A 22,502-nucleotide genomic window follows, 5' to 3' on the forward strand; every position below is an offset into this window, starting at 1 on the left:
TACTTTGTAAAACCGGCATTTCTGGTCGAGTGTCTGCACCAGCGTCATCGCGCGTTGGGAATCCGGAAAATCAAGAGCGACGATTGGGATCGCGGTCATGACCGGCAAACTACCGTAAGTCTCACGTCGGCCATTGCAGCGCTCCGACAATTTCAGTCAGGCTGGAAACAGAGTTCGAGGCGCACCAGTCTCCGATTTCCCCAGCGATGCGCTCCGGTGCCCGGGGGTCGCGAAGCGCCGCGGTGCCCACCCCCACCAGGCTTGCTCCGGCGAGAATGTACTGAATTGCATCTGTGCCTTTCATCACTCCTCCAATTCCCAACAGCGGCAATCGCACTGCCCGACTGACCTTCCACACTGCCAGGACGCCCACCGGCAACAATCCCGCTCCGCTGACGCCCCCAGTTCCGAATCCCAGCGCGGGGCGACGAGTCGCAACGTCGACCACCAGCCCCGGTATGGTGTTGATGAGCGAAAGGCCGTCGGCGCCCGCATCGGCCGCAACGCGAGCCGCGTCCGCGATGTTCGACAGTGTGGGTGACAGCTTCACAAACAACGGGCGCCTTGTTTCGCGCCGCGCGCGCGCAATCAGCGCCGACAACGTCGCATTGTCGGCGCCAAATTCCAGACCGCCGGCCCTTACGTTCGGACAGCTCACGTTGAGCTCGTATGCGTCGATACGGGCGGCATCCTCGAGGCCAGCAACCACCGTGCTGAAATCCTCGACTGCACTCCCAACGACATTTACTATCACTCGCGCGTTTCGAATGTTTGCGGCGAGCCAGGGCATGTCGTCGCGACGCGCTGCGTCGAGTCCCGGATTTGCCAGACCCACGGCGTTGATCATCCCACCATCAAACTCGGCGACTCGCGGCGACGGCGCGCCATTCCGGGATTCCACGCTCACCGCCTTGGTGACAATTCCGCCAAGTGCGTCGAGATTCATCACTCCGGCGAGTTCACGGCCATACGCCGCCGTGCCCGCCGCAAGCACTACTGGATTCTGAAAGGAAAGTCCAGCCGCAGCTACGCCGAGCGAGTGCGGCCTGGAATTCACCGAGGGCCGCTTCCGACTCGCGCTTCGTAGCGCTCCAGATAGTCGAGAATCGCAAGCGCCACACTCGTCGCGATCTGACGCTGATTCACGCCGTCGCTCAGGTATTCCGCCTCCGCGGAATTGGTGCCAAAACCTATCTCTACCAACACTGCCGGCATGTACGAGCCGCGAAGAACCGCAAAGTTCGCCTGCTGGACGCCCCTGTCGCGGCCGGGATGGAAGCGCCGAAAACCCTCCTGGATTGTCTCGGCGAGATCATTTGATTCGCGAAGGTGCTCGTTCTGCGCCATGTCGTTGATGATGAAACTCAGCGGATCGCCCTTCGGCGCATTGGAGCCAGTCTCGAACTTTACGGCCTCGTTCTCCATCTGCTCGACGCGACGCGCGTCTTCGCTTTTCGCCTCGGCGAGAAAGTAAGTCTCGTAGCCACGCTCCCGCGCCGCGGCCGCCCCACGCCCGCCCGTAGCATTCACGTGAATCGACACAAACAGGTCTGCCTTGTTGCGGTTGGCAATGCGGCCCCGGTCAGACAATGCAATCAGAGTATCAGTGGTGCGCGTCATCAGCACGTCCACACCGGTGTTGCGCAGCTCCTGGGTGACAAGCCTCGAAACGGCAAGCGTGATCTGTTTTTCGACGATCCGCGGTCCGCCACCGATCGGTCCCGTCATCCCATTGTCCGGCCCTCCATGCCCGGCGTCAATAACGACCATCCGCCGCTGTCCGGTTCGGGGGGTGCGGGAACGGGGTGCCTCAACGGAAGAAGGCGGCGCGCTCTCAACCGGAGATGGGGACGGGGGTGTCTCAATTACACGCCGCGCGACACTGGAGAACATCATCAACTCGCGCGTGCTCACGTCGTAATTAAATCCTGTCGCAAAGCGCGGGATCACCGCAACCACCATCTGATACGGTACCAGAAAGGTTTTTCCCGACCGCAACGGTGGCAGCCCGATTGGCACGATCACCGAGTCAGCACGAATGAACGGCACACCCTCGGTAAGCTCGAGGCGGGTATCGCCAAGCCTGATCCGGTAATGAAAGTTGGGTGCGTCTGCGACCGTTCCCCCCAGAGCCACCGCGAGGAGGTCGGCTCGAACGTACGATCCGCTGACGGTGCCGATTACAGGCACGACCTTCACCGTCGCGCCCTGTCTGATTACCAGATTTTGAGGCGGCAGAACCGCTACCTGCAAGAAAAGAATGGTGGCGGCGATCATCGGACTCTCACCGCGCGCTGCATATCCCGCTCGTCATCGCGCTTTTTTTCGTCGGCTCGTTTGTCATAAAGTTTTTTGCCGCGCCCGAGGCCCAGCGCGACCTTTGCTTTGCCATTCCTGAAATAGATCTCCATCGCGACAAGCGTCAGTCCCTGCCTCTCGACGGCGCCGATCATCTTTCGAATCTCGCGCCGGTGCAGCAGGAGCTTCCGCGTCCGCGTGGGCTCGTGATTGAAGTAGCTCGCCTTTTCATACGGCGATATATGGAGGTTCAGCAGATGAACCTCGCCATCCTTCACGATGCCGTACGCATCGGAAATATTCGCTTTGCCTTCACGCAACGACTTCACCTCGCTACCGGTCAGCACAATCCCCGCTTCCCACGTGTCAAGTATCTGATAGTCATGTTTCGCGCGTCGGTTCCGTGCAATCGCCTCTCTCTCTGTCTTCTCTGCCGTATCAGCCATGGTTCATGCGGTCAAGTTAGAAGCAGGAAAGATTTTGAGAAAGGGTGCGCGACACGCGCGCGACGCAGAGTCGCGTTGACTTCACTTTGAGCGAAGTCTAGTTTGGATCATCATCGCCGAAGTGGTGGAATTGGTAGACGCGCTGGCTTCAGGAGCCAGTGGGTGCAAGCCCGTGGGGGTTCGAGTCCCCCCTTCGGCACTTTTTACAGAAACACGACAGTTATCCGCCGATCAGCAACGGAGCCGTGTCCGCCTAGGCGTGCTCCAGTATCGGCAAGCCAACCCGCGCTCTAACCGCGGGTTCGTCCTCCAGCAAGTCCGCCAGGCAAACGCTCTCCAGCACGTCGTCAATTCTCGTCTGAAGCAGCACCCATACCGGCCGTATGCTGCAACTGTGCGACGCGGAGCAGCGGTCGGATTCAACCGGATGGCTCACGCAATGAAGATCGAACGTCTCGAGCTCGGAGGCGTGAATCACTGCGCGAATGGAAATCTCCTGCGGGGGTCTCGCCAAGGCATACCCGCCACGCGCGCCACGGGTGCTGGTGATTACACCGGCGCGCCTCAGCCTCAGCAGAATCTGCTCCACGTAATCGGCGGGCAGGCGCTCCTGCGCCGCGATTTCCCTTCCAGTCACCGGGCCTATTGAAGCACGCCTCGCCAGGTGCAGCGCGCAGATAACGCCATACTCGGCCCACGTGGTTATGCGCATTGATGCACGATACGAGGATCGGCCGCGCTCGACAAGGCCATCTGGCGGTTCGCTCGAGTCAACCTGCTGACCCGCCTCCATGCTTTCCACCCGGAACGCCGATCTCGGTCATCTTTCTCAGGTCGAGCACCTTGTCGATTTCGGCATCAGGCAAGACACGCTCCCGTTTGACGAGTTCGCGGATGAGAACATTTTCTTTCACCGACTGCTTGCTGATCTCGGCAGCCCTTGCATATCCAATCTGCGGCGCGAGGGCAGTCGCCAGCGCTGCCGAACGCTCCAGCCAGTAGCTGCACTGTTCCGCATTTGCCTCGATTCCCTTCACGCAACGGTCAGCGAGGGTCGTAGCTGTCGAAGTCAGGATTTGCATTGACATAAGCACATTGTGCGCGATTACCGGCATCATCACGTTCAGCTCCAGCTGCCCATGCTCCGCCGATGCCGATACGCACGCGTCATTGCCAATCACCTGGAAACAGACCTGGTTCACCATCTCGGGAATCGAAGGATTGACCTTGCCCGGCATGATTGATGAGCCCGGCTGCACAGCGGGCAGCCTGATCTCGTCGAAGCCGGTTCGCGGACCGCTCGCCAGAATTCGCAAATCGCTGGCGATTTTGCTCAGGTCAAGCGCAAGCACCTTGAGCTGAGCGCTGAATGCCGCTGCATCCCCCATGCTTTGCATGAGCTGAATGCGGTCGTCTCCTTCGCGCAGCTCGACACCAGTCATCTCCCTGAGCGCGCTCACCATCAACGCCGGGTATTCGGGCTCCACGGTGACGCCAGTGCCAACTGCGCTGCCGCCGATGCCGAGGTCGCGCAGGTATTCAGCAGCTTCCTCGACTCTCCGGATGCATCGTCGAAGAGATCCCGCGTAGGCGGAGAACTCCTGACCGAGCCGGATAGGCATCGCGTCCTGCAAATGAGTGCGACCCGATTTGAGGACACCGTCGAATTCCCGCCCTTTCTCCTCGAGCGCCACAATCAGCGATTCGTACGCCGCAAGCAGTTTTGGAAGCTCAGTGACGCACGCAACCCGGATAGCAGTGGGAATCACGTCGTTCGTCGACTGGGCCATGTTGACGTGATCGTTTGGGTGCACAGGCTTGTAATTGCCCCGCGCGCCGCCGAGGATCTCGTTGGCGCGGTTCGCCAGAACTTCGTTGGCATTCATGTTGTGCGATGTACCGGCTCCTGCCTGGTACACATCGACAACGAACTGATCCCGGTACTGGCCCGCCAGAATCTCGTCGGCGGCGGCAACGATCGCATCCGCGAGCCGTGCCTCGAGCCGACCCGTCTTTTTGTGGGTGATCGCCGCCGCCCGCTTGATGCGAATAGTCGCATCGACGAAAGGCGTCAGCGCCCTGAGGCCGCTGATGGGAAAGTTGCGAACGGCCCGCAGGGTCTGGATTCCGTAAAGGGCCGCAGCAGGGACTTCCAGTTCGCCGAGCGGATCCTTCTCGGTTCTCGTTGAATCGGTCATGAAGTGTTTGACAGGTTACCGGGCCCGGACGATTCGTGCTGACCCGTTCAGGAAGGGGTTGCTGATGCGCTCGATCCCGATTGTCGTCGCTTCGCCGTGCCCTGGGTGCACTACAGTTTCCTCAGGCAGCGCCGCAATTCGCTGGAGCGAAGTTTCGAGGTGGGATGCGTTGGCAAACGGCAGATCGGTGCGGCCGATCGAGCCGGCGAACAGGCAGTCGCCGACGATTGCGCTACCGTGTCCATGGATCACCACGTGACCGGGTGCGTGCCCCGGAGTGTGCATGACTGACAGTATCATGCCGCCAAGGGTTAGCGCGTCTCCCTCCGCGAACTCGCGGTCGGGAGGGGGCGGCTCTTCGTATGGGACCCCATACACTTCTGCCTGGCGGCCGCCGACCCGGTAAAGCGGTTTGTCGAGCGGATGAAGATAGATGGGCACGTTCCAACGACGCTTGATGGCCGCAACCGCGCCAAGATGGTCGACGTGGGCGTGGGTGATCCAGATTGCCTCCGGCGTCCTTCCCGATCCTTCGACCTCGGCGATTATTCTGTCGCCTTCACTACCGGGATCGACGATTGCCGTCGCCGGGCCGTCCGGATCGGATACGATGTAACAGTTCTCCTGAAACGCCCCAACTGTGATCGGCGTGACCAGCAACATCGGCATCGTCACCGGATAAGACTTTCAGATTGGAAGGCAGGCATTACGTCAGATTTGCCTGGGAACTTCCAATGAGCGACGGCGCCTCGGCCGTTTCGAGCACCGGCGATTGCGCGCCGGGAACGTGATGGTGGGCCAGCCACCGTTCGGCCTCGAGCGCCGCCATGCATCCCGAGCCCGCAGCGGTGATTGCCTGACGATAATAACTATCCATCACGTCGCCCGCGGCGAAGACTCCGGACACGCTCGTGACTGTGCGCCACGCCTCGGGAGTGCTGACGTATCCTGTTGGCTCCATCGCGATATGCCCGCGGAGAAAATCAGTATTCGGAGTGTGACCGATCGCAACGAAGAACCCGCTGCACTCGATAATGTTTTGAGCACCAGACTGCGTGTCCTCGACCAGAAGGCCAGTGATTTCCGTGTCACCAAGCACGTCCACGACCTTTGTATTCCAGGCGACGCGGATCTTCGGGTTCGCCAACACCCGGTCGGACATTACCTTCGACGCACGGAACTTATCGCGACGGTGCACGATGACGACTTCACTGCCGAACTTGGTGAGATAAGTTGCCTCTTCCATTGCGCTATCTCCGCCGCCAGCCACACAGAGCACCTTGTTCCTGTATGCCGGAAGTGCTCCGTCGCAAACAGCGCAAGCCGAGACGCCTCCGTTCGACCGGGCGAGGCGCAACTCGTTCGGGAGGCCGAGCCAGTTCGCGCGCGCCCCGGTGGCCAGGATGACGCTCATCGCCTGAACGCCTTCTCCCGTGTTGGTGGTAAGAAGGTGCGGGTGCCCGGAAAAATCGACAGCGCTGATGTCTTCGCCGACAATTCGCACGCCGTAGCGCAGCGCCTGTTCACGCATCCTCGCCATCAGTTCCTGTCCGTTGACCGGCTCGGGGAAACCAGGAAAATTTTCGATATCCGTGGTCCACATCAGTTGGCCGCCCGGTATCATGTTGGCGGAGGCCTCTCCTTCGTAAACCACGGGATCGAGGTTAGCGCGGGCAGCATAGATGGCCGCGGTCCAGGCCGCGGGACCGCTGCCAATGATGACGACCTTTTCGTGCTGGCGCATGACGCTCATGCTATCGGACACTTCGTGCTCGTGACTGGGTTGATCGGGCTGTTGCTCTGAATCCTAACGACTGACGGAAGCGCTGTCAGCGAATCGCCAGACTGCTGCGCTCATTTCCTGATTCTGCGGCCGCCGTCGACTACCAGCGTCTCGCCGGTGACATAATCCGCCCGGAGCAGATACAACATCGCTTCAACAACGTCAGCAGGGTCACCCAGCCGCGCGAGCGGTGTAGTGGCCGCGAAACGTCCGCCCGCATCGGCGTCCCACTCTTCGGGCAGAAGTACCGCACCTGGCGCAATGCAGTTGACTCTTATATCTGGTGCAAGGGCCCGAGCCAGTGATTCCGTCATTTTGACGACTGCCGCCTTGGAAATCGCGTGCGGTATGTAGGCAGGCCACGTTTCGTAGGCGGCAAGATCGGAGATGTTAATAATCGCGCTTCCCGCCGGCATGGACTGCGCCGCTGCCTGCGAGATAAAAAATGGTGCGCGCAGGTTGAGCGCGAACATGCTGTCCCACTCGTCTGTGGTCACTTCTCCCACAGGCGTTCGTTGCATGACCGCCGCCGAATTGACGACCACGTCGATCCCGCCCAATTCGGAGACCACCGCGCTGACCAGTTGAGCGGGTGCGCCGCTATCGGTGAGATCACTCTGAAACACGGCTCCGGAACCTCCAGCGCTTTCGATCATTGCGACGGTTTGAGCAGCTTCAGCCGGCGACGCGTGATGATGGACAGCGACTCGCATTCCCTCCCCACCGAGCGCAACGGCAAGAGCACGGCCGATTCTGCGCCCGCCACCGGTCACCATTGCGATCTTTCCCGCGAGTATCACAGCACGACGCCCGACTCTCGGATCGATGCCACAGGGGGCAGATCGCGACCGCGCGCGACCCCGGTTTCTGCTCCGCCGCTACGTCGGGCAACAAGCTGATCCTGAATAGAAAGCCATGCTCCGGGAATGTGCATGCAGCCGATGGACCGATAGCCGCCGGTGGCTCCGTGCCAATCCGACCCGCCGCTGGCAACCAGGCCGAGAAAATCTGCAAGTGCGCCGAGTCGCTTTATGTCCTCGACCTTGTGGCTTGGGTGAAGAACCTCCAGCCCATCAAGCCCAAGCGCCGCGAGCGGCTCGACGCGGGACCGCCGTCCCTCGCTTCCGGGATGAGCCCATATTGCCAGTCCTCCCGCGGCATGGGCGAGCTCGATCGCCTCGCGGATCTCGAGACGCTCCTTCTCCACGAATCCGGGCCGGCCAGCGGCGAGATACTGGTCGAATGCTTCCCGCTGATCGCTGACGATGCCGGTTCGCACCATTGCCCGCGCAATGTGCGGCCGTCCCACCGCGCCGCCCGCTGCCTCTTCCATGACCATCTCAAGCGGTATAGGAATCTGCATTTGCCCTAGCCGCTGGACGATGAGGGCGGCGCGTGTTTCTCTCGCCTGACGGAAACCCAACAGCCGCGATTCGATGAGTGCGTGGTTCGATATGTGAAGTGCGAGAATATGGATCTCGCGGTTCCCGTCGTGAGCGCTGAGCTCAACGGCGGGCACGACGCGAACGCCGAGTGCACCACCCTCAGCGGTTGCTTCTTCGAGCCCGGCAAGCGTGTCGTGATCGGTGAGCGCGATGGCAGCGAGACCGGCAGCGTGGGCCGCCCGGACGACCTGCGACGGCGGGAGCGATCCGTCGGAGGCTGTCGAATGCATATGAAGATCGACTTCGCCCGGCGAAACGGTCGCCGAAACGCTACTGCTCACCGCGCGTAGCCGGCCTCCGGCGACGTGAAACTGGGTTGCGATTGTTCAAATAGCGTCACGAGCCGTTCATCGCTGAGCTCGGCGAACGACTGTTCGCGCGACCGGGACCCCTGAGGGGAGTAGCGCGTAACGCGAATCTCGCGATCCTCGCCCCACCCGCGGGCAAAGAACAATCCAAATTCGTCCTGATCGTATTGCGTGATGAATCCTGATGGATACACGCTCCACTCAGCCCCGGCGATCGAGATGCTCCTAGCCGGCATTACTTCCAATCTCCGTTTCGCGGTAAATACGCGCGGGGTCCAGCACGCTGAAGGGTGAATTGGCGTGGGCAACTGTCAAGACGGTCTCGTCATCAGCCTCGGTGAATTCGATGAAAGCGCCCATCAGCGAGCTTTCCTCGAACACCCAGAATCGGCAATTCGCGGCAGTGTAGTGCGCTTTGCAGGCTTTAAGCCGTTCGAAGTATTTTGACCGCTCCGATGCCGGGACAGTGCTGCGCTGGATAGTGAGTGAGCGTGGCATGCTAAACTCCGCTTTCGGGAAATTCCTCTATTGTCGCCTTGACGAACGCAAGGAACTGATCGGCAATTGCGCCGTCGACGATACGATGATCGAAAGAAATTGAAAAATACGCACAGGTGCGAATGGCGATGGTGTCTTCACCATCGGCGCCTGTGATGACCTTTGGCCGCTTCTCGATTGTGCCGACGCCCATAATCGCGACCTGCGGCTGGTTGATTATCGGCGTGCCCATCAGCGATCCGAAGACGCCCGGATTTGTGATAGTGAATGTTCCGTCCTGCACCTCTTCCGGCGACAGTTTTTTGGCGCGCGCTCGACCTGCGAGGTCGTTCAGCGCTCGCGTGATTCCGCCGAGCGAAAGATTTTCGGCGTTCCTGATGACGGGAACGATGAGGCCCCAGTCCAGCGCGACTGCGACACCGATATTGACGGGCTTGCGATAGATAACATTTTTCCCCGCGACCGACGAATTCATTATCGGAAAGGCCTGAATTGCTTTCACGACACTGGAAATGATGAACGGCATGAAGGTGAGCTTTTGACCGTTGGCAGCCTCGAATTCGGCGCGTTTGCGTGCGCGGATGCGGGCGACACGGGTGAAGTCGACCTCCATGAACGATGTCACGTGCGCGGAAGTGCGGCGCGAGGCCACCATATGGTCGCTGATGAGACCGCGCATTTTTGACATGGCTTCGACGCGGTCGCCGGGCCACGGCTGCGGCACAGGACCGTGGGTGTCGGCGCCGCCAGGAGCGTGCATCGATGTTGCCGGTGCGACTTGAGCGGCGCCGGACTCGATGAATCCGAGGATGTCCTTGCGGGTCACCCGCCCGGAGACGCCCGTCCCCTGGAGCGCGGCGACATCGAGGCCGTGCTCGGCGGCAATTCTTCGCACGAGTGGTGACGAGCGAGTGCGAATTCGTTCTTCGAAGGAGTTTCCGTTGCCTGATGGGGCTGTTGGGGCTGCTGGCGGAACGGACGGGCGTGCGTCCGCGGACGGGCCGGCGGTAAACTCCCCCTTGGGGGGGGCGAGCGTCGGAGTTGAGGCGGCACTTGCTACGCTGGCGGATTTCGCAGTCTCACCTGCCACGCCGGCAGCCACTATTGTAGCCCCCTTCTCCGTCTCGACACGCCCAACCACCGTCTGAACGGCAACCGTCTCGCCTTCCTTCACCAGAATCTCGGCAAGCGTTCCCGCCGAAGCCGCCGGTATCTCCGCGTCCACTTTATCCGTGGAGATCTCGAAGATCGGCTCGTCGCGCTTGATCTCGTCACCGACCTTCTTTAGCCACTTCGAAAGAGTCCCCTCAGCAATAGACTCTCCCATCTGCGGCATGATTATGTCTACAAGCGCCAACGCTGTTTCCTCACTCTGTTTTGGGCGACGCGGGGGACCCGCCGCGCCGCAGCCTGCTCAACACCAGGACCGGCAATGTCAGAACACCCAGCAACATACCGACACCCGCATACAGGTGCCAATCACATGCCGGAAGCTCGGGTCCGGGATTGCAGCCCCGAACACTGCCCGCAACCTTGGCAACGAACACACCGATCATCCCGCCGCTGAAAAACCCAGCCACCGCCGTGACGCATCCAACTCCGATGTTCCGGGCTGCATTTGACCGCGGCTCGCCTTCCTGCTGCATCAGTACGCCGCCAGCCGACGCACAGCCTTCACGATGTCGGCCGTCTGAGGCAGAACGTAGTCCTCGAGCGGAGGCGAATACGGCAGAGGAACGTCAGCGGCTGTAACGCGCAGGATCGGCGCATCAAGCCATTCAAAAGCAAGCTCGTTGATGCGGGCAGTGATCTCTCCGGCCACGCCGCCCGTTCGCGTATCCTCGTGTACGATCAGAACGCGGTTTGTTTTCTTCACCGTCGCCACGATGGCGTCATCATCCATTGGCGCCAACGACCGAAGATCCAGCACCTCCACCGACAGGCCGTCTTCACGCTCGAGCTGCTCAGCAGCCTCGAGAGACTTCCATACGGTTGCTGCATAAGTCACGATCGATACGTCGGTCCCATCACGCGCCATTCTCGCCTTGCCTATTGGCACGACGTGATCTCCAGCGGGCATCTCTTCCTTGATCCGCCGGTAGAGATACTTGTGCTCGAAAAACAGGACGCAATCCTCGTCGCGAATCGCCGCCTTCATGAGGCCCTTGGCGTCACTCGCGGTCGCCGGATAGACCATCTTGAGGCCCGGCGTGTGCAGAAATGCGGCTTCAGGATTCTGCGAATGAAACGGCCCGCCGCGCACATATCCGCCGCTTGGTCCGCGAACGACCATCGGGCACGGCAACATTGCACGGTACCGTGCAGTCGCCACGTAATTCGTCAACATGTCATAGCCGCACGAAATGAAGTCGATGAACTGCATCTCGCAGACCGGGCGCATCCCCATATGCGCTGCACCGGCGGCCGCTCCGATAATCGCGATCTCTGATATCGGCGTGTCGATCACCCGCGCTTCTCCGAATTTCGCCTGGAGGCCCTCCGTCACCTTGAACGCTCCCCCGTACGCGCCGATGTCTTCTCCGAGACAGAATACATTCGGATCGCGCTCCATCTCTTCGAACAGCGCCTCCCGAATCGCGTCGAGGTACGTAATCTCAGCCATCGTGAGTACCCCAGCTCGACGGCCGCTCATTCACATCGACAGCAGCGCGAACCCCCTCGCGGTACCACAGCGGCTTCTCCTCGGGAGGATCTGCATAAATCCCGACAAGCGCATCAGTGGGCTCGGGCATCGGTGACGCATCGGCTTCATCGGTTGCCGCGTCGATCTCGGCGGATATCCGAGTGTCTATTTCCTGAAGTTCCGACACTGTCACCCCTTCGGCTCTCAGCACAGCGACGAACCGGTCGATCGGGTCATTCGATGATGCCCACCGGTCAATTTCGCCGGGGGGCACGTACGATTGATTGTCGTGCTCTGCGTGCCCTTTCCGGCGGTATGTGACGAGCTCGACGAGGGTCACACCGCCGCCGCCGCGTGCGCGGTCAACAGCTCGTTTCGTTGCCTCGTAGGTGGCGATTACGTCGTTGCCGTCAGCGTATTCCGCGGCGACCCCATACCCTGCTGCCTTGTCGCGCAACTCCTTCGCCGCTGTCTGCTTCGACAGCGGCGTGGAATAGGCATAGCCGTTGTTTTCCACGACGACTACCAGCGGGCATCGCTGCACCGCCGCGAAGTTGATGCCTTCGTGAAATGCACCGGTCGATGTTGCCCCATCGCCAACGTACACAAGTCCGACCCGGTCCTCGCCCCGCATCTTGAACGACAACGTGACGCCCGCCATGACTGGTACCATGTCGCCAAGCTGCGAGATCTGCCCCACGAAACCCCGGATGAGGTCGCCATAGTGGATGTTGAGCTCGCGCCCGCGAGTGGGAGAATCGCCCTTCGCCATGTACTGCCGTAAGATCTCGAGCGGCAGGGCACCCTGAACGAGCATCGAGCCGAGGTTTCGGATCAGCGGTGACAGGATATCGCCCCTGGTGCGGTCGAGGGCATACGCGCTGCCAACCGCATCAGCCTCCTGGCCGAGCGAGCGAAAAAGCCCACCGACGACTTTGGTCTGCCGGTAGAGATTTACCAGCCGCTCCTCGAGCGCCCTTGTGAGCCGCATGTAGTAATACAGCTCGAGTTTCTGAACGCGGCCGAGCGATACTGCCCCGCCGCCAGCACCGTTGCTGGCTTTCGTTACGGGTTGCGTGAGTTTCGTCTTCATTGCACGCGGGACTAGTACGCCGCTTCGAGCTTATGCGCGGGATCCGCGTTGCGGTGCAGCTCGACGAAAAAACGTTTCGCATTACGATCGAGCCTGCTCTCTCCCATCTGGTCCGTATGCACTTCGACGAATGTGTAGTGACCTCCCTCCTTCTTCACCATGAGCTGTAACGACCCCAGCAGACCGCTGAATGTCCTGGTGCGCGAGGTGTGAGCCGAACGTTCGAGAGGCAAGGAGGGGAAAAAAGCATCGGCGACCTTGAGTACTTCGACCGGCGTGAGCTGGGTCCTGAAAAAATGCTTCATCGTCTCAGCCGGGTCCCGAAGCGTTTTCTACCGACTGTATCCAGTTAACGCGCTCCAGCGGCTGCGTCGAGCTTCGCCTGAACTGAATCGCTATGGCCCAGTCGCCGGAGGTGGGAAAGAAGAGGCGTGCGCCGTAGGTGCCGATCTCCGACGCTTTTGCCAGTCCGTCATCGGTACCCGCCCCGTCCTGGCTGGTGGCGAAAATTCGTCCTTCGCCAGTCTCGATAGGTTCGCCGGTTTTCTTGTCCTGCACCACTATCCTGTAGGCGGCATCCTCGATTGCCCGGGGCGGCGTCGGGTTTACAGTGATGCGGAACGCATAATTGTCCGACCACTGGCGATTTTCCTGTACGCGCGGCTTGCCGCCGCCGCAGGCCGCAATCGCCACCGTAGCCGTGACGAGTGCAGCGGTGCCGCGCAGGGATAGCCACCACATTTGTGCCTTCACGCGTAGTACTCCAGCCCGAGGTGAGTGATCTGATCCTCGCCCATCAGATAGCGCAGCGTGTTCTTCAACTTGGTCTGCTGAATGAAGAGATCGTGCTCCGGCTGCAGTCCAGGCGCGGCCATCGGACTCTTGTAATAGAACGACAGCCATTCCTGGATGCCCTTCATTCCTGCGCGGTGCGCGAAATCGGAGAACAGTGCGAGATCGAGCGCAATCGGCGCGGCAAGGATGGAATCGCGGCAGAGGAAGTTGACCTTGATCTGCATCGGATAGTTCATCCAGCCAACGATGTCGATATTGTCCCACCCTTCCTTGTTGTCACCACGCGGAGGGTAGTAGTTGATGCGCACGACGTGAGAAAAATCCTTGTACAGATCGGGATAGACGTCCGGCTGTAGAATGTTGTGCAAAACCGAAAGTTTTGACTCTTCCTTGGTTTTGAACGATGCAGGATCGTCCAGGACCTCACCGTCGCGGTTGCCAAGAATATTCGTGCTGTACCAGCCGGCAAGTCCGAGCATCCGGGCTTTGAGTCCCGGCGCAATAACAGTCTTGAGCCATGTCTGGCCCGTCTTGAAGTCCTTGCCGGAGATTGGAACACCGCGATCGATTGCCAGCTGCATCAGCGCCTGCGTATCGACACAAAGGTTGGGGGCTCCATTGCAGAATGGCACTCCCTCCATGATCGCGGCGTAGGCATACAGCATCGACGGTGCGATCGCGTCATCGTTGCGCTCCATCGCCTTCTCGAACTGTTCTATCGTCGCATGCGGCGGGCCCGGGCGAATGAACACTTCGGTAGACGCGCACCATACGATGACGACGCGATCGAGCTTGTTCCGGGTCTTGAAGTCACGGATGTCCTGGCGCAGCTGTTCCGCGAGATCCCGTTTCGTTTTTCCTGTTTTGACGTTTGTACCGTTTATCCGCGTGACGTATTTGTTCTCGAACACGGCTGGCATCGGCTTGATCGCCTTGAGGAAATCCGCGACCTGCTCGAGATGTTTGTCTTCGAGCACCCCTGCCTTCTTCGCGGCAGTATATGCATCGTCAGGAATGGGATCCCATGCGCCGAATACGATGTCGTTCAGATCGGCGAGCGGTACAAAATCCTTGATGAGCGGCGAGCGGTTGTCGGTGCGTTTGCCGAGTCTGATCGTCGCCATCTGTGTCAGCGAGCCGATGGGTTTCGAGTAGCCTCGGCGGACGCTTTCGACCCCGGCCATGAATGTCGTCGCCACCGCGCCCAGTCCGGGCGTCAGAATTCCGAGCTTGCCAGTCGCCGGCGCGGGGGTGGCTGGTGTACGTGATTCAGCAGATGGCGGCAAGTTGTGATTCTCCGTAGGATTGGCACGCCGGTGCGCCATTGGCGGCGGCGGCGACACTGTGTCTGGATCCAGCGCAGGCCGGGACCGGCGGACTGGATGTGAGGCAGTAGACTGTCAACCCTGTAAACCGCGGGAAGGGACAGAAAAACGGGTCAAATCCGGATTTGATCAGATTGCTAAAGTTATCCGGCGCAGAGCTTCATTGCCAGAATGCTGACAGTCCGGCGGCTGGCATCAAACTACGAATTGAAGGCTGAACGCCGCTGCGAAACGGGTTCAGGCTATGGTACTCTCCAGTCATAGCTCGATGACAACGAAACATTATCGCGTGTGTATGTTCTCGTGCCGTCGACCGTTCGTGCTTTCAGCGTCACAAGTGAGCCCGCCGTGAGCCCCCTCACAGGTACCAGTTCTACACTGCCAGCGGACACCTGCTTGAGAAACACGTCGGTGCCGCCCGACGTAACGTACAGGTTCACCGCCTGTGTGAGGTTATTGGTGAGCCTGACGGTGACATCTGCAACAGGCTCCGGGCCAGTGGTGACTTCCACCTGCCGGCCGGCACAGGCCAGTGTGGTTGCTGCCAGCACAAACGCGAGCGACGCGATTCTGAGTCTCATGCGATCCTCCGGGAAAATTGGTGCGACTCAATTGTACTGATGTGACTTTGCAAAAGCTGTGCGACTGCGGGCACTCCGCTACCTGTAGAGCAGGTATTGGCGTGTTCGCTCGCGGAACTGGAATGCATCGCGATATTCACGATCGATGACGGCATCCGGGTCTTCGCCGCGCATGAGAGCCTCCCGCACCCGAGGCGAGCCGAAGCGATGATCGAACGCTAGCTCGTCGAGCTTCAAGCCCTCTCGCGACGTCTTGGCAATCGCCCACAACAGCGACGCTCCAACACGGGCCGACTGCAGCGATGTCCGGTTAGTGACCACAATTCTGATTCCGGGAATACGCTGGCCCGCATACTTGCCATCGGTAGGGCTGAGAGGAGTGAACTCCTCTTCTACAAACCGCACACCCCGGATCTCCCGATCACGGAGCAACGCAACTGCCGCGCGCGCTTTGAGCCATGGTGCTCCAACAATCTGGAACGCTGTCGGCGTGCCCCTTCCGACCGACAGATTCGAACCCTCGAATGCGACGATGCCGGGATACAGCATTGCGCTCTGCAGCGACGGCATGTTCGGAGACGGGCGAACCCAGGGCAGGCCGGTCCGGTCGAACCAAAGCTCACGGCGCCAGTTCGCCATTGGCACGACCTTCAGGTTCGCCTTGATACCGAGAACTTCGTTGAAGAAAAGCGCCATTTCACCCATTGTCATCCCATGCCTCAGCGGGGTCGGATAAAGCGCATAGGCCCGCCCCCGCACGGCCGGAGTCGGGTCATTCGGATTGGCGAGTCCGCTGTCGAGCACCGGGCCCTCAACGATGAAACCGGTCAGTGGATTAGGCCGATCCAGAACGACGATCATCTTGCCCGTTCGCGCAGCGGCGCGCATCGAGTAAATCATCGCCCCGACATATGTCCATGTCCGGGTACCGATATCCTGCAGGTCGAATACGAGCGCGTCGAGCTGGCGCATGAGACTATCCGGCGGCGCCGTCGTCTGCCTGCCATACAGCGATATGATCGGGAGCCCGGACTTTGCGTCGATGCCGTTGGCAAGGTCTTCCCTGTCCTCAGTACCGCGTATGCCGTGCTCGGGGGCGAACAGCATGGTAAGGGTTACGTTCGCCTTCCGGGCCCTGGGGCTCCGAAGCAGATCGATATCGGATTCGCCCTTCTCGTTGACTCCCGTCTGGTTGGTAAGCAGTCCTATCTTCTTGCCGCGAATCAGCTCGATGCTGTCGCTGAGCAGGACACTGATGCCTGGCCGAACCTTCGCTCTGGCGAGCTCATCGGGAGGGTCCAGCCTCTTGCTGGTGACGGTGCACCCCGTTGCTAGAAGCAGAAATCCCAACCCTGAGAAAAAGCATCGCGCCATTGCTGTCACCGTCGTAAGTTGACCTTCGTCTTGTCTCATACCTAATCATACATATGCGCGTTCCCCTTTGCTCGCGCGCGCCTTCCATCCAGCCATGACACTCACCGCGATCGACTGGGCGATCATCGCCGCCTACTTTCTCGTCACGACAGTCGTCGGACTCATATTCACCAAACGCGGCGGGGAAAGTCTCGACGAGTATTTCCTCTCGGGACGAAGCGTACCATGGTGGCTCGCCGGCGCTTCGATGGTGGCGACCACGTTTGCCGCTGACACTCCCCTCGTAGTAACGGGCCTCGTGGCGTCGCGAGGTGTGGCGGGCAACTGGCTGTGGTGGAGCATGGTGATGAGCGGCATGCTCACGGTGTTTTTCTTCGCCCGGCTCTGGCGCCGGGCAAACGTCCTCACCGACGTGGAATTCGCGGAAGTCCGGTACGGAGGCGAGGGCGCTTCCTTCCTCAGAGGATTTCGCGCCATCTACCTTGCCATTCCCATCAACCTGATCATCCTTGGCTGGGTGACGCGGGCAATGATCAAGGTCCTGACGATTTCGCTTGGCGTTTCACCATATGTGGCGGTTGGAATCTGCTTCGTGATCACTGTCGTCTACTCTACCGCCGCCGGTCTTCGCGCGGTTCTCTGGACCGACCTGTTGCAGTTCATCATCATGATGTCGGCGGTGATACTGCTTGCTTTCTTCGTGGTGGATGCTGTCGGTGGCATGGGTGCACTCAAGACGGGAGTCATTGCTCACTTCGGAAGCGAGGCGGCGGCGATCGGCGTGATGCCGGTGTCAGTTACTTCCGAAGGGCTGACGGCGTACGCCTGGATGCCGCTGTTGACGCTGGCGGTTTTTCTGTCGGTGCAGTGGTGGGCTGCATGGTATCCGGGGGCGGAGCCTGGAGGCGGCGGTTACATCGCCCAGCGGATTTTCTCGGCGAAGACCGAACGGGACGGCGTTCTCGCCACGCTCTTCTTCCAGGTTGCTCATTACGCGTTGCGCCCGTGGCCATGGATTATCACCGGCCTTGCCACGGTCATCCTTTACCCGAATGCGACCGATAAGGAAGCCACCTATGTCCAGGCATTTGTGGACTATCTACCGAGTCCGTGGCGCGGCCTGCTATTGGCGGGATTCGCGGCTGCTTATATGTCAACGGTCGCGACTCATCTGAACTGGGGTGCATCATACCTGGTCAACGACGTCTACAAGAGATTTTACAAGCCCGGCCAGTCCGAGGCGCATTACGTCAAGGTCGCACGGTTGGCCACGGTGTTCATCTTTGTCGCGTCGATCGCCGTCACCTCACAGCTTTCGTCGGTTGAGCAGGCGTGGAAGTTCCTTCTTGCGATGGGAGCTGGAACTGGCCTCGTGCTGATTCTCCGGTGGTACTGGTGGCGCATCAACTCGTGGTCGGAGATCAGCGCCATGGTTGCGTCGCTGATAACTTCGCTAATCGCGTTTCAGACCATACCTCAGCGATTTGCCGCTGGCGATCCAAACGCCGACGCGACGATAATGCTCGTCACCGTGGCGGTGAGTACGGTCGTGTGGCTGAGTGTTACGTATCTCACGGCTCCGGAGCCCGATTCCGTTCTCGAGGCGTTCTACCGGCGAGTGAGGCCGGGCGGTGCTGGCTGGAGCAGAATCAGCCAGCAGGCCGGCTTTGGGCGGGAAGGCATTGCCGGGGGCGCGCTCGCGTGGACGAACTGGATCGCCGGCGTTGTGGCGGTGTATGCGACGCTGTTCGGCATCGGCAAACTCATCTTCGGCGATTTCGTGCCCGGCATGATAATGCTCGCGATCGCGGCGGCGTCGTTCGCGTGGATCGCAAAATCATTCCGGCAGGATGGGTCCGAAGGATCAGAGGGTGGGGGCCCGGACGCCACGCAGAACGCGCGCGCACTTTCGAGTACGCCCCGAAGGCCCTAATTTTCGGAAGACAAAGGAGATTCGCAAAATGTCCACATCGACTACATCTGATATCGATCTCACCGTCACGCCAAATGCGGCGGTCGAGGTAAAGAAGTTCATGGACGCCGAGGGCGTCACTGGCGTCGAGGGCGGCCTTCGCGTAAGCGTGCAGTCGGGTGGCTGCAGCGGCTTCAAGTACAGTCTCGTCATCGAAGACAAGCACGCCGAAGATGATTTCGTGCTTAATGGCGATGGGTTCCATATTTTTGTCGACCCGTTCTCCGCGCAATACATCTCGGGAGTCACCATTGACTACGTCACCTCCATGCAGGGATCAGGATTCACCTTCAAGAATCCCAACTCAACGGGCGGCTGCGGCTGCGGTAGCTCGTTTACCGCGTAGTCCTGTTCCAAGAAACGCGAACGCATCGAGGGCGGTGAAATGAGAACCAATTTCACCGCCCTCGATTTTTTTGTCATGATCGTTTATCTGGCCGGCACTACCGCCCTCGGAGTGTGGCTGGGCCGCGGCCAGAAGGACGCGAAGGATTACTTTGTCGCCGGCAAGACGATACCGTGGTGGGCCATTCTGTTCTCGGTCGTCGCGACCGAGACGAGCGCCCTCACCTTCATTTCGATCCCAGGGCTGGCATACGTTACCAACCTTGGCTTTCTGCAGATCGCCGCCGGATACCTTCTCGGCAGAATCGTCGTCGCCTACACGCTGCTTCCGCGCTACTACAACGGCGAGCTCGTAACCGCCTACGCTTTGCTCGAGCGCCGGTTCGGATTGGCGACCCGCCGCTTCGCTTCGACCGTTTTCATGTTCACCCGCGCATTCGGAGATTCGGTGCGGGTGTTTGCGACCGCCATACCGATTGCTCTGATCATCGGACCGGCAGTGCCGCAACAGTACGTCACTCCAATTTCGATTCTGATTCTTGGCGTTCTCACCTTGTTCTATACCTGGCACGGTGGAATGCGTGCTGTGGTCTGGACGGATGTCGTCCAGACGGCCGTGTACGTTGGCGGTGGCCTGGCGGCGCTGGTGCTTCTCGGCCGCGGAGTAGACGGGGGCTGGTCTTCGATCCTCTCGACGGTTGGCAGCGTCGGCAAGCTCGACGCAGTGGACACGTATATGGGCTTCGACAGGCCTACAACACTTTTCGCCGGCTTGCTCGGCGGCGCCTTCCTTTCGATGGCCTCACATGGGGCTGATCAGCTCATCGTACAGCGGCTCCTCGCTTCGTCGAGCCTGAAAGACGCGCGCAAGGCGCTCATCGGCAGCGGAATCGCCGTGTTCATCCAGTTCGGATTGTTTCTGATGATCGGACTCGGATTGTTTGCGTACTATCAGGGACGCAAGTTCGCGGTTCCGGATTCCATTTTCCCGACGTTCGTCGTCGAAGTAATGCCCCCCGGCCTCACCGGCCTCGTGGTCGCTGCAATTCTCGCGGCGTCGATGAGCACGCTATCCGGCTCTATCAATTCTCTAGCTGCCGCTACCGTGCACGACATCTGGCTGCCGTTGAGCAAGAGAGCTGTCGACGAGAAGCGAACGCTTCGCCTTGCCCGGGCCTTTTCACTTGTCTGGGGAGTAATTCTTCTCACTGCAGCCCTTCTATACCGCCAACAGGGCACACCGGTAGTGGTAGTGGCGCTCTCGATCGCGTCGTTCACTTACGGAGCTCTACTCGGGGGCTTCTTTCTGGGGATCCTCTGGCGGCGGGCAATGCAGAGAGATGCTATTACGGGTATGGCCACCGCGATCTTCGTGATGACGTTTATCGTGTTTGCCAAGCCGTTACTTCCGCTGCTGCCCTCGCTTTCCGGGATTCTTGTTCCGTTCACGAAGATCGCCTGGCCCTGGTATGTCCTTATCGGTACGTCCATCACCCTGGCGGTCGGAATCCTTTCGTCATACACGCATGGCGATCGTGAGCGGCACGCGGATGATTAGCTGGAACCCTCACGTTGGTGTCTGACAACGACGGGCAGGGATCGGTCGCGTCGGTGGCGAATGATATCGAGCTGGAAGCCTGGCCCTGATGGCTGATATTGTAGCAGGAGTAGATGGCGGCGGGACAAAAACGCATGCGATCGTTGCTGGCTTCGATGGAGAGGCAGTGGGTGAAGCCATCGGGCCGGGCTCTGCCACCGGGCCCGGCCGCGCCGAGCGTTCTGCCCAGAGCATCGGTGAAACCGTACGCAGCGCAATGGCTGCGGCTGGAGAACCCGAGGGAAGAGCTAGAATACTCGTGGCCGGCGTTGCCGGAGCCGGCCGGGCGAATGAGGCTCGGGCGTTGCGCGACGCGCTGGAGGACCTTGACGTTGCGGATGAAATCGCTGTCGTCGGCGATGGCGAGATCGCGCTCACCGATGCTTTCGACGGACGGGCTGGAATCATTCTCATCGCCGGCACTGGCTCGATTGCTTATGGACGGAGTCCGTCCAACACGATCGCCCGTTGCGGAGGCTGGGGTCCGGCGTTTGGCGACGAAGGCAGTGGCGCGTGGATTGGCCGCCGCGCACTCGGTATAGTTGCGGCCGCTGCTGATGGGCGGGAACCATCCACCGAGTTGACGGGAGCGATTCTTACTGCAGCTGAGGCGAATGAACCTTCGGAGCTCATTCCATGGGGCATCGCAGCGACACCGATGGACCTTGCCATGCTTGCTCCCATCGTTTTCAACGCTGCATCGGGCGGCGACATTCGCGCCAACGCACTAGTGTCGCTGGCGGTCGAAGAGCTAGTGCTTCATGTGCGGGCGCTCGCGATTCGACTTTTCGGCGACGATCGCGCAGCGGCGCCGGTTGCGTTCGCCGGCGGGCTGCTGCAGAAGGGAGCGCCCCTCAGAAAGCGTCTCGAGCACCGGCTTAGGTCGGCTGTGCCTGGGGCTCAGCTGAGAGCAGGCGATATCATCGCGGCGCGAGGCGCGGTGAAGGCGGCGATACACATGCTTCAAGGCGCCGATGGCAATGCCTCAGTTTTGCCGGTCGCGCCGACGGTGGGCAAGCCGATCGAGTAGCCGGCCGCGCGCGGAAAGCGCGACGATACGCTCGGCAGAGGGCGCAAGTTGGTTGGAAGCCCGAAGCGGCGTAACGGAACTGCGGAACTGCGTGTTTTCAGGTTGTGCAGATGCCTGGCCCCAGCCGTCAGTAACTGCAAACTGAGAAACGCCGACCCATCAGTTGTCTGTAACAAATGACTCCAGCAGGCGAGGTCGGGGGTCAGGGAGGATTTCTTTCCGTGCGGATTTCTGGAGGCCCGCGGAATGAAAGGGCGGGCGGAAGATACATGGGGCGCGTGAAGTTTCGGGCGTGTCAGATTTTAAAAAGCTTCTCGTTTGGCAAAAGGCCCATTCGTTGGCACTTGAGTGTCATCGCGTTGGGACCGCAATGCGAGGAACCGAACATCCAAGTCTTCGCAGTCAGATGGTCGAGCGGCGATGTCGATCCCGGCGAACATCGTTGAAGGGGTCTCAGGACACCCGGCGCGAATTTGCGCGCTACCTGAAAATTGCGGTCAATTCGGCCGCTGAGCTGGAGTACCACTTGATAACAGGCCGCGATATCGGCGCCATCGGGAAGCCCGATTTCCTGTCTCTCCTCAATCAGCTCGTGGAGGTAAGAAAGATGCTGCACGGCTTGCTCAACTATGCGCGCAAGTCCGAGGCAACCCTCGATGCCACGACACACTGAATCCCCAGCCGCCGCCTGGCCCCTGAACCTCGCGTGCTGGAATCATTGGTTCCCGACGACTGACGGGTCGGCTTTTCTCAGTTTGCGGCTACTGAAA

General features: G+C 60.3%; 25 protein-coding genes and 1 tRNA gene. 6 read left to right on the forward strand and 20 right to left on the reverse strand.

Annotated features, from left to right (window positions below; translation table 11 throughout):
• Positions 1–121: 121 nt before the first annotated feature.
• From WKF55_08905 to smpB, 3 genes are read right to left on the reverse strand one after another with little or no spacing between them, the layout of a single operon-like run.
• Positions 122–1,057 (reverse strand): dihydroorotate dehydrogenase, encoded by a 936-nt coding sequence (locus WKF55_08905; protein MEJ7759700.1) that lies wholly within the window; start codon positions 1,055–1,057, stop codon positions 122–124.
• Positions 1,054–2,277, reverse strand: coding sequence for an N-acetylmuramoyl-L-alanine amidase (locus WKF55_08910; protein MEJ7759701.1), 1,224 nt, complete (start codon positions 2,275–2,277; stop codon positions 1,054–1,056). Before WKF55_08910 ends, WKF55_08905 begins: the two co-directional genes overlap by 4 nt.
• A complete protein-coding gene (gene smpB / locus WKF55_08915) occupies positions 2,274–2,744 on the reverse strand; it encodes an SsrA-binding protein SmpB (protein ID MEJ7759702.1) in 471 nt (156 codons plus the stop codon). Before smpB ends, WKF55_08910 begins: the two co-directional genes overlap by 4 nt.
• Before the next feature lie 115 nt (positions 2,745–2,859).
• On the opposite strand from smpB, the gene WKF55_08920 reads away from it, so the two are divergent.
• A tRNA-Leu gene (locus WKF55_08920) sits at positions 2,860–2,943 on the forward strand.
• Positions 2,944–2,997: 54 nt separating this feature from the next.
• Here WKF55_08920 and WKF55_08925 read toward each other — a convergent pair.
• From WKF55_08925 to WKF55_09005, 17 genes are all read right to left on the reverse strand, one after another.
• The gene (locus WKF55_08925; GenBank protein ID MEJ7759703.1) at positions 2,998–3,456 is read right to left on the reverse strand and encodes an Rrf2 family transcriptional regulator; all 459 of its coding nucleotides are present in this window, start codon (positions 3,454–3,456) and stop codon (positions 2,998–3,000) included.
• 58 nt (positions 3,457–3,514) lie between these two features.
• On the reverse strand, positions 3,515–4,942 hold the full coding sequence (locus WKF55_08930; GenBank protein MEJ7759704.1) for an aspartate ammonia-lyase: 1,428 nt from the start codon (positions 4,940–4,942) through the stop codon (positions 3,515–3,517).
• A gap of 15 nt (positions 4,943–4,957) precedes the next feature.
• On the reverse strand, positions 4,958–5,611 hold the full coding sequence (locus WKF55_08935; GenBank protein MEJ7759705.1) for an MBL fold metallo-hydrolase: 654 nt from the start codon (positions 5,609–5,611) through the stop codon (positions 4,958–4,960).
• Between the two features lie 37 nt (positions 5,612–5,648).
• On the reverse strand, positions 5,649–6,707 hold the full coding sequence (trxB, locus tag WKF55_08940) for a thioredoxin-disulfide reductase (GenBank protein MEJ7759706.1): 1,059 nt from the start codon (positions 6,705–6,707) through the stop codon (positions 5,649–5,651).
• Between the two features lie 89 nt (positions 6,708–6,796).
• Complete coding sequence (locus WKF55_08945; GenBank protein MEJ7759707.1) at positions 6,797–7,525, reverse strand: SDR family oxidoreductase; 729 nt, start codon at positions 7,523–7,525, stop codon at positions 6,797–6,799.
• Positions 7,522–8,451, reverse strand: coding sequence for a PHP domain-containing protein (locus WKF55_08950; GenBank protein ID MEJ7759708.1), 930 nt, complete (start codon positions 8,449–8,451; stop codon positions 7,522–7,524). The genes WKF55_08945 and WKF55_08950 overlap by 4 nt, the downstream gene beginning before the upstream one ends.
• Positions 8,448–8,714: a hypothetical protein gene (locus WKF55_08955; GenBank protein MEJ7759709.1), complete on the reverse strand. Its 267-nt coding sequence runs from the start codon at positions 8,712–8,714 to the stop codon at positions 8,448–8,450. Before WKF55_08955 ends, WKF55_08950 begins: the two co-directional genes overlap by 4 nt.
• Positions 8,704–8,976: a hypothetical protein gene (locus WKF55_08960; GenBank protein MEJ7759710.1), complete on the reverse strand. Its 273-nt coding sequence runs from the start codon at positions 8,974–8,976 to the stop codon at positions 8,704–8,706. The genes WKF55_08955 and WKF55_08960 overlap by 11 nt, the downstream gene beginning before the upstream one ends.
• 1 nt (position 8,977) lies before the next feature.
• The gene (locus WKF55_08965; protein MEJ7759711.1) at positions 8,978–10,333 is read right to left on the reverse strand and encodes a dihydrolipoamide acetyltransferase family protein; all 1,356 of its coding nucleotides are present in this window, start codon (positions 10,331–10,333) and stop codon (positions 8,978–8,980) included.
• Between the two features lie 10 nt (positions 10,334–10,343).
• Entirely contained in the window at positions 10,344–10,622 is a 279-nt protein-coding gene (locus WKF55_08970; protein ID MEJ7759712.1) for a hypothetical protein, read from the reverse strand.
• A complete protein-coding gene (locus WKF55_08975; protein MEJ7759713.1) occupies positions 10,622–11,599 on the reverse strand; it encodes an alpha-ketoacid dehydrogenase subunit beta in 978 nt (325 codons plus the stop codon). The genes WKF55_08970 and WKF55_08975 overlap by 1 nt, the downstream gene beginning before the upstream one ends.
• Positions 11,592–12,713, reverse strand: coding sequence for a thiamine pyrophosphate-dependent dehydrogenase E1 component subunit alpha (locus tag WKF55_08980; protein MEJ7759714.1), 1,122 nt, complete (start codon positions 12,711–12,713; stop codon positions 11,592–11,594). The genes WKF55_08975 and WKF55_08980 overlap by 8 nt, the downstream gene beginning before the upstream one ends.
• 11 nt (positions 12,714–12,724) lie before the next feature.
• Positions 12,725–13,018, reverse strand: a complete 294-nt coding sequence (locus WKF55_08985; protein MEJ7759715.1) for a hypothetical protein — start codon at positions 13,016–13,018, stop codon at positions 12,725–12,727.
• Between the two features lie 4 nt (positions 13,019–13,022).
• The gene (locus WKF55_08990) at positions 13,023–13,466 is read right to left on the reverse strand and encodes a FixH family protein (GenBank protein MEJ7759716.1); all 444 of its coding nucleotides are present in this window, start codon (positions 13,464–13,466) and stop codon (positions 13,023–13,025) included.
• Positions 13,463–14,794: an inositol-3-phosphate synthase gene (locus tag WKF55_08995; GenBank protein ID MEJ7759717.1), complete on the reverse strand. Its 1,332-nt coding sequence runs from the start codon at positions 14,792–14,794 to the stop codon at positions 13,463–13,465. The genes WKF55_08990 and WKF55_08995 overlap by 4 nt, the downstream gene beginning before the upstream one ends.
• 281 nt (positions 14,795–15,075) lie before the next feature.
• Positions 15,076–15,414: a hypothetical protein gene (locus WKF55_09000; protein MEJ7759718.1), complete on the reverse strand. Its 339-nt coding sequence runs from the start codon at positions 15,412–15,414 to the stop codon at positions 15,076–15,078.
• A gap of 78 nt (positions 15,415–15,492) precedes the next feature.
• Positions 15,493–16,788, reverse strand: a complete 1,296-nt coding sequence (locus tag WKF55_09005) for a DUF1343 domain-containing protein (GenBank protein ID MEJ7759719.1) — start codon at positions 16,786–16,788, stop codon at positions 15,493–15,495.
• Positions 16,789–16,882: 94 nt separating this feature from the next.
• Here WKF55_09005 and WKF55_09010 point away from each other — a divergent pair, with 94 nt between their 5' ends.
• The 5 genes from WKF55_09010 to WKF55_09030 all read left to right on the forward strand — a co-directional run bounded on the left by WKF55_09010 (position 16,883) and on the right by WKF55_09030 (position 22,405).
• Complete coding sequence (locus WKF55_09010) at positions 16,883–18,721, forward strand: sodium:solute symporter family protein (protein ID MEJ7759720.1); 1,839 nt, start codon at positions 16,883–16,885, stop codon at positions 18,719–18,721.
• 28 nt (positions 18,722–18,749) lie between these two features.
• Positions 18,750–19,106, forward strand: coding sequence for an iron-sulfur cluster assembly accessory protein (locus tag WKF55_09015; GenBank protein MEJ7759721.1), 357 nt, complete (start codon positions 18,750–18,752; stop codon positions 19,104–19,106).
• Positions 19,107–19,145: 39 nt separating this feature from the next.
• Positions 19,146–20,663 (forward strand): sodium:solute symporter, encoded by a 1,518-nt coding sequence (locus WKF55_09020; GenBank protein MEJ7759722.1) that lies wholly within the window; start codon positions 19,146–19,148, stop codon positions 20,661–20,663.
• Between the two features lie 88 nt (positions 20,664–20,751).
• A complete protein-coding gene (locus tag WKF55_09025) occupies positions 20,752–21,732 on the forward strand; it encodes a BadF/BadG/BcrA/BcrD ATPase family protein (protein MEJ7759723.1) in 981 nt (326 codons plus the stop codon).
• A gap of 292 nt (positions 21,733–22,024) precedes the next feature.
• Positions 22,025–22,405 (forward strand): four helix bundle protein, encoded by a 381-nt coding sequence (locus WKF55_09030; GenBank protein MEJ7759724.1) that lies wholly within the window; start codon positions 22,025–22,027, stop codon positions 22,403–22,405.
• Positions 22,406–22,502 lie beyond the last annotated feature (97 nt).

The organism is Gemmatimonadaceae bacterium (genome assembly GCA_037721215.1).
GTDB lineage: Bacteria > Gemmatimonadota > Gemmatimonadetes > Gemmatimonadales > Gemmatimonadaceae > UBA4720.